The 13,205-nt window shown below is 34.5% G+C and carries 9 protein-coding genes and 1 pseudogene; 1 reads left to right on the plus strand and 9 read right to left on the minus strand.

Annotation, left to right across the window (positions count from 1 at the left end):
- Window positions 1-27: 27 nt before the first annotated feature.
- The 6 genes and pseudogenes from AAHF52_RS03160 to AAHF52_RS03185 all read right to left on the minus strand — a co-directional run bounded on the left by AAHF52_RS03160 (window position 28) and on the right by AAHF52_RS03185 (window position 10,993).
- A complete protein-coding gene (locus tag AAHF52_RS03160; protein WP_342068493.1) occupies window positions 28-7,266 on the minus strand; it encodes a SpvB/TcaC N-terminal domain-containing protein in 7,239 nt (2,412 codons plus the stop codon).
- A 155-nt stretch (window positions 7,267-7,421) separates the two neighbouring features.
- Window positions 7,422-7,643: pseudogene (locus tag AAHF52_RS03165) on the minus strand (patatin); the annotation flags it as partial.
- Between the two features lie 324 nt (window positions 7,644-7,967).
- A complete protein-coding gene (locus AAHF52_RS03170) occupies window positions 7,968-8,621 on the minus strand; it encodes a hypothetical protein (protein ID WP_264377154.1) in 654 nt (217 codons plus the stop codon).
- A gap of 89 nt (window positions 8,622-8,710) precedes the next feature.
- Window positions 8,711-9,610 carry an endonuclease/exonuclease/phosphatase family protein gene (locus AAHF52_RS03175; protein WP_342068494.1) on the minus strand — a complete coding sequence of 300 codons (900 nt, stop codon included), beginning with the start codon at window positions 9,608-9,610 and terminating at the stop codon, window positions 8,711-8,713.
- Between the two features lie 256 nt (window positions 9,611-9,866).
- On the minus strand, window positions 9,867-10,772 hold the full coding sequence (locus AAHF52_RS03180) for a patatin-like phospholipase family protein (RefSeq protein ID WP_264377156.1): 906 nt from the start codon (window positions 10,770-10,772) through the stop codon (window positions 9,867-9,869).
- On the minus strand, window positions 10,769-10,993 hold the full coding sequence (locus AAHF52_RS03185) for a hypothetical protein (protein WP_264377157.1): 225 nt from the start codon (window positions 10,991-10,993) through the stop codon (window positions 10,769-10,771). Before AAHF52_RS03185 ends, AAHF52_RS03180 begins: the two co-directional genes overlap by 4 nt.
- A gap of 194 nt (window positions 10,994-11,187) precedes the next feature.
- Between AAHF52_RS03185 and AAHF52_RS03190 the strand changes: the two genes are divergently transcribed.
- Entirely contained in the window at window positions 11,188-11,670 is a 483-nt protein-coding gene (locus AAHF52_RS03190) for an ankyrin repeat domain-containing protein (RefSeq protein ID WP_341816210.1), read from the plus strand.
- On the opposite strand, the gene AAHF52_RS03195 is transcribed toward AAHF52_RS03190, so the two are convergent.
- The 3 genes from AAHF52_RS03195 to AAHF52_RS03205 are packed head-to-tail and all read right to left on the minus strand — an operon-like array spanning window position 11,607 to window position 13,204.
- Window positions 11,607-12,602: a phage late control D family protein gene (locus tag AAHF52_RS03195; protein WP_264377159.1), complete on the minus strand. Its 996-nt coding sequence runs from the start codon at window positions 12,600-12,602 to the stop codon at window positions 11,607-11,609. The two genes, AAHF52_RS03190 and AAHF52_RS03195, sit on opposite strands and share 64 nt — an antisense overlap.
- Before the next feature lies 1 nt (window position 12,603).
- A complete protein-coding gene (locus AAHF52_RS03200; RefSeq protein ID WP_405197547.1) occupies window positions 12,604-12,810 on the minus strand; it encodes a tail protein X in 207 nt (68 codons plus the stop codon).
- A complete protein-coding gene (locus AAHF52_RS03205; RefSeq protein WP_264377161.1) occupies window positions 12,788-13,204 on the minus strand; it encodes a phage tail protein in 417 nt (138 codons plus the stop codon). The genes AAHF52_RS03200 and AAHF52_RS03205 overlap by 23 nt, the downstream gene beginning before the upstream one ends.
- Window position 13,205: the final 1 nt, after the last annotated feature.

Genomic DNA, 13,205 nt, shown 5'->3' on the forward strand with positions numbered 1-13,205 from the left:
TGCTACTAATTATTGCATTCTTGAGCTTTATATGCCTAATTGTCTTTGTAAATTCTGGAGACGTTTAGGTCCCTCTTTTTTTAGTAACCTCTTCCTATCTTGTTCAACCTTAACTAGTGGAACATAGTTTTTTGCACCCTCTTTAAGAAGAACAAAAGCTTTGGTGATAGGAACAATTTTTTTATTTGCTGTTGTGGTTGTGCCTTTTGCACCCTCTATAATGAAAAATTCAGTTTCGGATGAAAATAATCTTTCTTCTTGATTTTTATAATCTGACATCTCTCTAATATTAGCTCCTTGTCCTGTATCATGTATCTGCAATAGAGTAGGTAATGGGTCCTTTGTACGACTTGCGAATCCTGCTGCAGTTTTTTCGTTATGACTGGCAGAGAAAAATCCTTTATCTTGTAAGACAAATCCTTGTCCTCCTTTATCTCTGAAGACAGATCCTATTCTTTCATCTTCTCCTACTATTTTACGTTTTATTGCATTTTCTGGTATATTTTTTAATGAAGTTCCTCTATATGTTCTTATACCTTTTCCTATATTCCATATTGGAGATACTTGTGATTGTTTAAGATCATTCTTTTGATTACCTGCTAGCTCCTTTATACCCTGCTTAATGTCTTCTATAACACTCTTTCGAAATGTGTCCGAAAGATATGTTGTTCCTGAAACTGTCTCTTTTCTTAACGATGCATTTATTTCCTTATAAGGATTATCTGAATATGCGTTAATTGCAGCACTGTATTTAAACTTTACTCTAGCTGGCAAGGCTTTTTTTAAATCCTCCTCTCCTAATGGTTTACGTCCATACATTGCCCTAGTACTTTTGTTCTTCAAAAAATCTGAGTAAGAAGACCAATTGTATTCTTTACCTTTCTTACCCATCCCTCCAATATCGACGCTATTCACTGGATTTCCCGTCACAAACAGATAAAGATTAGGACCATCAACAGTCCCAGCGGGATCAGGATTTATCCACCTAGAGAGACAAGGCGCATAATAACGTGCACCGTAGTAATAGAGACCTGTGCTGTTATCCCTTTCTTTTCCTGAATACCTATACTCTTTTTCCGTTATTTCACGAGTAGTTTTACCAGCAATCAGCGCTGTACCACCAAACGGCAAATACTCTTCGTAAGTCATGATTTCAGCATTATCGTTTAACTCTAATGCTACTGAATCTAAATGATTACTCAGCTGATAACGACTTTGACTATTTTTAGTTTCTTCGGAGCTTCCTTTGGTATAATAGTGATGTAGAGCTACTCTACTTTTATCGTCCATTATATGAACAGTGTATTTCTCTTTCTTTAAATCACTCTCTTGATAAGTTCTCGTAACCTCGATATCACCAAAGTAGATTTTGTCTACTTTAGTAGAATGAGCTTCATCATTCTGATAGGTTTCAGTAACTTTTCTGACTCTTTGTCCACTACTATCATAAACATAATATTCACTATCATTTTTACCACTAGGCCTATTTATAATATCAACATAGGCAATGTTATCTCGGTAATTCCAGTGCAAATCCTGCGAACCATTCAGTTTCAGTAGATTACCGCTCTCATCATAATTTTTATCTATATCATTCTCATTCACAGGTCTTTTATCCATTATCGGCACACTGCGATTAGATTTATTCGATATGTAAAATTCTTTAGTGGAACTATTTTTTCCGTTATGCCTAATTTTCGTAATGTTACTGCCATAATCAAAGTCATAATACTCAGTGTAATTACTAATCGCATCTTGGTTATTTAGATGCGGAATTGGCGTAATAATTTCTTCCTTTCCACTAAGTGCTGGATGTTCTTTGCCAGTTGCTTGAATCAGTCGATAAAGCGAATCATAGTGATAATCAGACTTAGTATCTATGCTTTTGTTATTTGGAAAGATGGTCTTATAAGACTCATCTTCCATTTTAGTAATGTTACCTACAGGGTCATAGATATAATGAATACTTTGTAATTTCTTTTGTCCCTTTTTACTTTCTAGTTTAGTAAGCTGAAAAGTTTTAGGGTCATAACTATAGCTGGTAACAACACCATTGCCATAGGTAATCGATGTACGCTGGCCTTTGGGATTATAACTTATGTCTGAAACGTACTCTTTGTTAATTGTTTCTCCTCCTTTTTTAAGCTTAATTTGCTTCACTCTGCCAGCTATATCGTAAATTGGAATATGAGCATTATTTTGTGGATCAGTCTTTTTAATTATTTCGCCTAGTGCATTGTACTGAGCAGTGGAAGAAAATATTTCTTGTTCAAGGTCTGAATGAGTTGTAGTAATACTTTCAACACCTCTCCAATCTGCTTCTTGCTTATAGTTTTTTCTTAAAAGAAAACTACTTTTTAACGTTTGACCTTTAAAATCATTTTCTTTGGCTTCAGTCAATCCTGCTTGATCGTAATGAGCAATAAGCGTTCCATAACGATTTGTTACCTTATCTTGAGTATTTTCAGAGTAAAAGAATTTTTCGACGATATTGCCATTTAAATTTAGATCCTGATCAATAACTTTTACTTTTACTGGCCGTTGTAATTTATCATATTCTGTGTAAGTAAGTGATCCTTTGCCATCCCAATTGTATACTGCACTTCCAGAAACATTTGCTAAACTCCAAGTTTCTCCAGCATCAATACTGGTGCTCTTTAAAAGCCCGGCCATCGAATAAATGTGGCAAAAATTCTTTATCTTTTCTTCCTTACCCTGGTTTTGCTCATAAAACCTTGAATCAACACTTTCTCGTTCATTTCCTTGAATATCAAGTTTGATGTGCGATTTTAACTCTATATTACTTTGCCCATTCTTGCTTAATATGTCTATTTGCAAAAACTTTCTTCCTAAGCTATCTAAATGCTCTATCGTTGGTGTATTATAATGCTGTTCTGCTTTACTCAGTGCGTCTTTTTCATCCTTTAAAGCTATTTTTTCTTCTGCACTTGCTTTATTCCATTTCTCGGTAAATTCTTGGTAGTATGTTGAATCTTTCACCGTATCGTTAAGATCAAAATTCTTGGTAGTCCATGAATCAAATTCTACTTTGCTGAAAAAACCTTTTGCCGTATCAATACGAATGTTTCTCAGCAGAGGATCATAATAAAGAGTGTCAGATACTCCCTGATTACGTACACTCTCTTCGGCGTCATAAAAAGGTGAATTACTATAAAAAGGTTCATACTTTTTCACCTCCGTACCTTTATTGTTATAAACAACTCTCCCTGATGCTAGCCATTGTTTACTATCTGAATCTACGAGCATTTTAGTTTCAAGATTTCTGCCAAACCCATCAATGTGAGTTACAACTCTCCTGATTCTTGTCGATGCTCCTTCTGAAACATGAGTCTCTCTCTGCAGATTAATCACATGCACAGGTTGACCATTCTTTCTCCATGCTTCTAGGTCATAATAAAAGAAACTTGTTGCATTCTGTAAGTAGTGCCCTGGACCATTTGCTCCTTCTGCTGTCCCTAAAACATCTTCAAAATTTGGATTTTTTCTTACTTGATATTCGAGTAGTGGCTTATCACCTTTTTCTTCTCCGTTTTCTCTGCCGTAAATTGAAGCGGCAATTACAACTCCCAGTGGATTTAATATAACTTCTGAAACATTATCGTTATGATCAGTAAGTTTTACTGGACTTAAAAGTTGATAATCATATTCTGCTGTTGTTTCATAATTTGAGGTTGCAGTGGCTTTAACTATTGTTTTTATTGGCAGTAAATTATATTTATCATAAACAATTGCAGTCTCAGCGCCAAAAACGTCAATTACTTTTTCCGGTAAATAGTATTTATCGCTACCATAATAGTACTGTGTTGGACTTGGTACCCACCAAAGATTATTCGACGTTTTTTTGTAGCCAAGGTCTTTTAACATCTGATCAGAGGTTATTTTGCCCGAAAATACTTCTTTGATTTGACTATCAGAAAATGCCATAGCTTCAGTATGGGAAAGCAGTGCTTGCTGGGTTACAGAGCCAAGTGATAAAGTAGAATTTTGTTCTTTATTCCAAAAATAATTGTGATTTTCACTTAAGATCCTTGCTTGCGGATTTGTATAGTTTAAGTTTTCTTCAAATTTTATCGTATTTTGTAGAGATTTCTCTACGTGTGTCCTTAAGTCACTAATGTTAACATAGCTATCTGTTGCAACTCTTAATCCACCTATCTCAAAAGCTTGTAATTTATAGAGAGCTCCAAGTAAGTAAAATTCTTTAGTGTTATTAATGTAAAAGTTATGTTCTAAAGTAGCATGTAACTTTTGCTGCTCTGAGTAATTGTTTGGCTGATTTCGGCGAGGGTAAGTAATACCTGCTGATTTAGTGACATTACCATACTCATCAACCTCTAAAACAAAGTCGTGCTGAATACGTGGATCACAGCAGTTTCTTTCATAATGATAGCTAATAGTTTCCTGTAAATTAACAAAGAATATTCCGTATTTAAATCTAGAGTCTTTATTAGTATTATCTTTACTCGATCTTAGTAGTTTTACTGCAGCGCTGGATTCAGTGACTGAATATGGATGCAAGTAGAGGGTTGGATTTTCTCCTTTATCTAAACCATATACTTCTTGTCTTAGCACTTGCCCTTGAATCCCGCGGTATGCTTGTCTTTTATCCTCTATTGAGATGATATTTTTATCTAATACTTGTGGCGTTATTTTTAACGCTTTACCATCTCCTTGGTAAAATTCCTTTCTATAGCTCTCAACTAAATCTCCTGCTTTTTTATAAGCTCCAGTGTGATACCAAGTCTTGGTGTAAATTGGTGCTACATAATGTTCTTTTTTCTCAATAGTGGCAAAATCTTCCGTGTCCCAGGTTTCTACAAAACCAAATCCGCGAAATTCTTTTTCAGTGTAATCATAAAATCCATGATGATAGCTATATTTACTTGTAAGTTTACTTCCTACTATATTGTCTAGAGTTTCTATTTTTTCAATTACTTGTACTGGAAACGGCAGACTTGTTACCCATGCCTTTCTATCTTTCAAATAAAACTGAGTAGAAGCTGCATAATGAAGACGGGTAAGGTTACCCATGTTATTATCTATTTGCTTCAGTAAGTGCGGCTTTACTCCGTTGTAAAAATCGTAGTACAGATGCTGTAATTTTAAGTTTTGATCCAGATAGCTAATAAGCAAACAGTTAGTTCCATTTCCTAGAATATCAGCAAACTCAATACGACCAATTTGATTGTAATCTACCGGTAATTTCAAATTAACTGGCTTACTAAATGAATTACCACTATTGTTATAATAGATATCTAAACTATTATGGTTAGCATAAACTAAATCAGTAGTACCAGAGCCATCAATGTCAGCAAAGTAAAGTCTTTTTGCATTTAATCCGTTCCTAAAATATGGAGCGTTTTCAAATACAACTTTTTCACCAAATTTACCGTAGCCAAGATTTGGCCAACATTCTACTTTACCATTTTCTATTTTTACTAAATGGCTTTTGCCATCACCAAACATGTCAGCAAAGCGTACTAAAGTACTCTCTGAACTGACACGTTGATTTGGCAAATCTTTTGGCGCTCTACTGTAAATAGCTTCTTTGTATCCTTTTTTACCTATAGATGGATATACTCTTACACTTTCTCCTTCAAATATTACGATATCCGTTCTTCCATCTCCGGTGACATCTATCATCTCTTGAAGTTCACTGCTCAAATTGATTATTTGCGATTCAAGAGGCTTAAATTCACTCCACTTACCATCAAAATCATGATAACCTTGAAAACCACTTTCATTCACATAAAGCTGTAACTCACCGTTACCTTCTAAACTCGTCAGTGAATAAGTAGTTTTACGAAACAGCGATGGAAAACGCTCTAGCAGTTTAGCTTGAGCAAACTCTCCATTGCCATTTGGTCTAAAATAAAGGATTGTGTTGCCATCGTTATATAATATCCCTTCAATACCTTCTTGATATAAATCAACCGATTGAAATCTTTGATCATTTAAATACCCAGGAAAGTTTTTGTTTATTCCTTCTATTTTTACTGGTTTAAAAGAGTTTTTATTATTTCTATTGTGAAGATCTAAAAAATTACCTTTTTCTTTTATGACAAGAGTTTTTTCACTGTCTTTGATTTTCCAATTTGAGTTTTCTGCTACAATCTCTGCACTATCTTTTTTAAATATATAGTCTTGTTCTTTTAGAATCTGTAGAAGCTCTTTAGACGGTTTGTTGCCATCTTTAAGTCCGACAGACGAAACTGTTGAAACGTAGGTAGAATCATCACTGGTATGAGAAAAAACTAAAGTTGGTGTTGATTTGCTAAATCTTTTTTCTCCTCTCTCATAATAGCCAACCTGTTTTACTGCTCTTAAATAGGTAATTGTTGGTTTTTCGTCATAATCAAAGTACGTTCCATTTACTAGCTTTGGCTCTTTACCCAGTTCGTCAAAACGGCGATAAATTCTTATCGCTCGGCATAAGAGTTCAGTTCTAACTGCAAACCCTGTAATGTGTGAGGTAAACGAATCTTGACGGAGAACTGCATTTCTTTCTTCGCTATATTTTTTATCTATAGGACTGGCAAAGTCATTTTCGCCATAATCAAATAAAACTTCAAAGTGATTATAGTTTAATTCTTCATTATGGCCATAAGTAATCCGATCAATTACTCTGCCACTACCTTGTTTTTCTGTACTTGAGCGATAATGATAAAATATTTTATTTCCATATACATCGCTTAATTCCTCAAGTAACCATTCTGCTATATGCTGTTTGTTATTCGTATCGTAGATTTGCGCTTGTTCATTCTTACCATAAATAGCAATGCTGCCATCTTTACTAGTAACTTGCCAATGAATAGTGCTATCACTTTTACTTATTAAACGCTCTATTTTAGCAAATAATCCTTCAACACGTGGCTGATAATAAGTAATATCATATTTGCTATTACTTGTTTGATTAATCGCAACCAAGTCATCTGCTCCACTTAGGACAAAAATATCTTCATCATCATAAGTTGGAATTTTTTTGGATGTTTTTCTGATAATACTTGCTACTGAAACATTAAACCCTATACCAAATACTCCGTTACCACTTCCAGAGCTGTAATTAACGCTTAAAGAAGGTGAGAAATTACGACAAGTTGGTAGCGCAATTGGTATTGAGAAAGATCCAGTACCAGTGAATGAGTTAGCCTCAAAAGCTTCACTGATTCCTTTTATCGCTCCTCCGCCTTTTGGCAGCTCAAGCTTTGTGGCCTCAATAGTAGACTTTTGTGAAGTGGATTCCATATGATTTATTTGCGTGAAAACGCGCTTTTATGTTATATATATACAAGATTGGTAAAAAAAACGTCCAAATTATTTTTTAAAATTCTATCTTTTTCAAAAAAGCTTTGAATTTTATAACTCTCTCATCAGAAAAAAAGCTTTTTCATAAACTTATATTATTTTGATAGCACATCAATCACTCTTTGATGACTTTCTATCATTGCCTTTGCTTCTTGCTGCAAACATTTAATATTTTGAGGTGTTATATCATCCATCTCAGCTGATACAACTTTCAATTGTGATTGTATTCACATATATTTATCATCTATTACTTGCTCTAGTTGATAATCAACACAATCCAATCCAGAGGCAAACATCATATTCAATATTGGTTTGACCTATCCTTATATGTTAAAACAAGTCTTTATAAATGTTATAGAATGGCAATGCAAGAACATATAGAGAAGAGGAACCGTTTTTAAGCAAGGTTCTCTTCTCTATTTTATATACTGAAAGTTCCGAACAACTGATTGAGCTTTTAGGTTCGTATATATAAGGGTGGAAAATGCAGTATTAAATATTATTCTATAGAGATAATATAAATTGTTATTGCTTGGTTGAGAGCATGAGAAGATAATAACTTCTCAGAGTGGGTAGGTGGCAGCATTCCTTGAGGCCACATTTTGTTTTTACAGTAATGGAATTAGACCTTGTTATGAAGATTAACCGCCCCTACATACATTTGTTAATTTTAAATTGTAGACCCTAGAGTAACCTTTCTCCACATAAGAACCTAGCTCAACATCTAGGCCTAGATAAAAAGCATCTTCTGCAAGCCTACATATTTTTTCATCTTCAGTTAAATTAAACCTCCTATCAACAGGGCTTTTTTGGCGTTTTCCTTTACTGGTTTCGGCTATTGCAATGTAACAAGAATCATTATTGTTAATATAAACATTTTCAACCATTCCACTCAGACCGTATATTCTTCCAGTACTAGGCAAAGTTTCATTGGTAAACCAAATTGATTGCTTACCCGCAAAGCTCACCCCTTTGAGCTTATTTCTAACTTTTATGCTTGCGTAGCCATTTCCTAGAGTGTATTCGAAGTTAACCTTTTGATCAAAATCTTTAGCATTCTGTAAAAAATCGCAAATATTTTTTTTATCAGTATACATCCATGACTTTAGTCCTTGACTGACTACTGATACCGAGCAATCACTACTATCACTTTCTATCGTATCAACCTTACCAGTCAAAAAATAAAGCTTATTATCTGAAGCTAATGCATATGACGAATATATAAGAAAAATCGAACCTGCCAAAATACCCTTTGCCAGTTGTAACGTTTTTATATACTTCAAATATTTTTTCATGATGGCCTAAATCCTATAAATTTTATATAAATAAATCGATGACTCACTAAGTTGATGAACAATCTCAACCATTGTATTATATTTAGAGATTAATTAAATCTAACAGGTTTATGATCTGAGGGGTTTGGCACCTGCATCTGTAGTAATTGTGCTACTATTGCAATGATATCAGTTCGATGGATTGCTGGACCACCCACAATGCTATAATCTAACTCACCTGATGATCGTGTGTTCTGCCCTGAATTCATTATATCGATAAACCTACCATTATTAGCACTAGGGAGATCTGACCTAAGTTGTGCTGGAGTTCTGTTGAAGTCTCCCATCACCATCCAGGTTTGATCAGGATAATATGTCTCCATATAATTTTGTATAACGTTTATCATTTCAGGAGCTTCATTACGCGTTCTATTTGGTTCTGGATGAATATTAAAGAAAACACTATTGGCAATACGTATTCCTAAAACTGGTCGATTTATAAAAGTGCGGGATTGATAGTTCTCTGACGCAGCATCTATTGGTGTATGTCTAACTTCAGATGGAATGAGTACAATTTCACCTGCCCTTTGCCTGGAAATTATTACCATATTTTGCTTAGTAGTCCCTTGACTCGTTCCCGGAGCTGACGGGATATCTAAACGATTGTTGTAATAATACATATAAAAAGTTCCTGATCCAGTATTCCAAATATATTCCTGAACGCCTACATCTGAGTTAGGCTCAAGATCAAACCCCCCAAAGCAAATCTGTAATCGATTGCCGGCCGGACTAGACAATTGACTAGAAATATCTCCAATATTTCCAGCTTCTTGAATGGCTAAAATGTCTAATCCATAATTCATCAACGCTTGCACAACATTCCAGCGCGGGCCGTTGGTATTCCATGTGGCTGATGTGAACTCATGTACGTTATTTTTTTGAGGTGGCTGAGCGTTACATATTGGCATAATAAAGCATGCAAGTAACATTGTGAAAAAACATTTCGACATTTTACTTTTGTATAATAAAGATTTCATGCCTTTTAACATATTACATCCCTTTTTTGATTAGAAGATTTTTTTTACTATCTTTTTTCTCTTAAAGCTGAATTTTCTTTTGTAGTTCCTGCGCTTCAAGTTTATGTTATATATATACAAGATTGGTACAAAAAACGTCCAAATTATTTTTTAAAAGTTTATTTTTATCAAAAAAGCTTTGAATTTTATAACTCTCTCATCAGAAAAAAAGTTTTTTCATAAACTTATATCATTTTGATAGCACATCAATCACTCTTTGATGACTTTCTATCATTGCCTTTGCTTCTTGCTGCAAACATTTAATATTTTGAGGTGTTATATCATCCATCTCAGCTGATGCAACTTTCAATTGTGATTGTATTCGCATATATTTATCATCTATTACTTGTTCTAGTTGATAATCAACACAATCCAATCCAGAGGCAAACATCACATTCAGTAGTGGCTTGACCCATCCTATTTTCCCCAATCTTCTTGAATTAACATACTCTATGCTTCTATCTGTTCTGCCAGTACCTATCGATAACAATACAATATCATCATTTGGAAATAACCTCTTAGCACTTGCATATGCACAAGCAGCTGGATTATTGGCAAACACTCCGCCATCTATCAATACTCTCTCTGTTTGGCTAACTTTTAGACGTTTTGGCGCAAAGTACGTTGGGGCAGCTGTTGTAGCTCTGAGTGCATCTTTCAACTTAATGTTTTCTTCTTTCCAACTTTTGAAGAAAAATTCACAATTGTTGTGAATGTCATAACTAGTGAGCAGTAGATTACTCGCAACATCGGCCATAGTGCTTTCGCCGAAGTATTTGTTGAGAATAAATTCCATATTTTTATATGAGTACTGAGAACCACTCAGCCAAGAAGCGATTGATTTTCTCCAAAGTGATGCTTGAAAGATATATGCTCCATACTCTTGGTAAAGTTCAACCAAATCATTGGCAGAGTATTGAAGTTTATTGCTTTTACAAAGTCCAGCAACAATAATTCCACCGGTTGAGGTACCTGCCATTAAATCAAAGATCTGAGAAATTGGCTTTTTTATCCTAGATTCAATTTCTGCTAGAATAATTGCAGGAATTATTCCTCTAATTCCTCCTCCATCAACCGATAAAATGTACTTTGTCATTTTTGTCTCTGCTCAAGCTCGTTAACTTCTTCAGCAAGGTTTTTGACTCTTTCTTCAAGACGATAGATGATTTCTGTAGTCCTTTGATTTTGCTCTATAAACCTGTCATGTATCTGCACTCTTAAGTCAAGTTTGGCCAGCCACCAGATAAATGCTATTGTTTGTATTACCATAGTAGCAATTACTGCTACAGGGATCTTTCCTGTACTTTGGTTTTTCATGTTTTTGTACAAAAAGCTGTATACTAATATATACAAGATTTGTCAAAAATACGTCCAAAAAAATCTTAAGAATTTTTCTTAAAGCTAACTCATTGCATTAAGCAAGTAATGTAAATAATATCATAGATATGAAATTCAGCCTTTTTCGAAAACTGTTAGTAAATTCGATAATACCAATAATATGTGTTATCTTTTTGTTTCAGCATTGTAAACCATCAAAAATTATACCAATAAAAAGTAAGGTAAATGGCAATGATCTTGAAACATTGTCTACTGCAGCTCAAAAGTGTAACTTCGATGCTGTAAGATCCTTAATAAAAAATACAATAGATATCAATGCTACTCATCATTTTGGTGCAACATCATTACACTATGCTACAAGTGGAGGCTGTTTAGAAGTTATAAAATTTCTGGTTGAAGAAGGCATTGATATAAATACTACTGATGCTTTTGGCTGGACAGCTTTGCATTATGCTGCACGAAAAGGACATCTAGAAATCACTAAATTTCTACTGGAAAACGGAGCAAATCCTCTTGCTAAAAACAAAGATAAAAAAACTCCTTTAGATCTTGCTGTAGAGGAATTAAATAATAATAAAGAAAAAAAAGATATCTATGAGGAAATTATCAATTTACTTTCCCGTGCCTCCGTAACAGCTGTTATCATACTACGATAGCCCAGGTTATCAATTACATGCTCAGCTTTATTTATTATCCAACCACCATAAACTCCTTTGCGAAATCCCAAAAGGTTGATCTTTGCTTCGGTAAATAATTCAGGATTTCCTGCCATTGTAATGTTGAGTGTTGCTGTACTGCTCATCAGCTGATTTAATTTTGCAGATGCTGCACTTTGCGCCAAATCACTGCTTGCATAAACATCTCGCAGAATATAGCTTGGTTCTTGATCACCTATTTTTTCTGTTATAGTCTCTGCTTTTTCATAATCATACCAATAGGCAATAACCGAGCCATATTGATTACGCTCATTAAATCTTACTTGCCAACTTGTAATATCTCTAGGTGTTAAAGTAATAGTGCTTAAAGTTTTTCCGGTAACTGATTTTGCTTTCCCTTTTGAAACAAAAAGTAAATATCCTCCTGCAGGTTTTGCTATTGCTCCATAAATTTGAGCAAGCCTGGTTAAAAAATGCATATCGCTCTCTGCAGTCTGATCAATATGCGATATCATGATATTTGCAAACTCTGCAGCAACTTTAGCTTGATAGCCATGTTTGTTTGCAATTTTTTCCACTAAATCATTTAAAGTAATTTGATGCCACTCATTAAACACTTGTTCCTTTAAAGACTGTTTTAAATCTGCTGCATAACTCTTAATCTTTAGCACCTGTGGTGGACCTTGTAGCGTAATTTCATTCACTATGTAATCTCCCATTGGCACAATACCAGTTTCTTTATATCCAAGTAAAATATTCAGCTTTGCTCCAGTTCTAGGAATCTCAAATAACGAATCACGGTCATCAAGGTGAATTATAGCAGTATCGCTTATTACTCCAGCTTCATCAGTAATATGAATTGATACTAACCGACTCTTTATCAACTCAGTGATGGAAATTCCTTCTACTGAAATACTAAAATCTGGTGTCACTTCAATCCCATAGTTTTACTACTTGCTTTTGTATTGCTTTTTGAATTACAGGCAGTTTAACGGTTAACCCTGCAGGAAGAAGCTCGTACTCTGCAAGACCAGGATTAGCTTCCAATACAACCTCAACTGTGCCAGAGCTGAATCCATAGTGTCTCCAGCAAATAAAATCTAACATGTCATTTTCTTTAGTTTTGTAGTACATCATCATCAAATTGTATATCGTCAACGGGATTATTTAGTGATCCATCTAACAACACGTTATCGTAGTGTTTCAGGCTTAAATGAAACTCAATCTTCCTTGGTTCTCCATTTGGAAAAAAATATTTCTGTGTTTCTTCTATTTTTACGATAACAAAATGGCCTAAAATGTTACCCTGGCCATCAATAAGTAAAAGAGGTTTCGATGAATTTCGCATATTATTTATTTGCTTCATCCCTCCTGAATAGATTACTCCTGCAAGCTCAACAATGTCCTCTCCAGGACCAATACTTTGAAGCAATGGCTTTTCCCCAATACGCTCAAGTGCAGGCCAGCGATATTCACTTCTACGTGTAAAACCTTGCTCAGTTAATGCAAATCTATATGGACCAAGAGATAACATA

Origin of the sequence: Wolbachia endosymbiont (group B) of Melanargia galathea (assembly GCF_964030625.1) — a bacterium.
Taxonomy (GTDB): domain Bacteria; phylum Pseudomonadota; class Alphaproteobacteria; order Rickettsiales; family Anaplasmataceae; genus Wolbachia.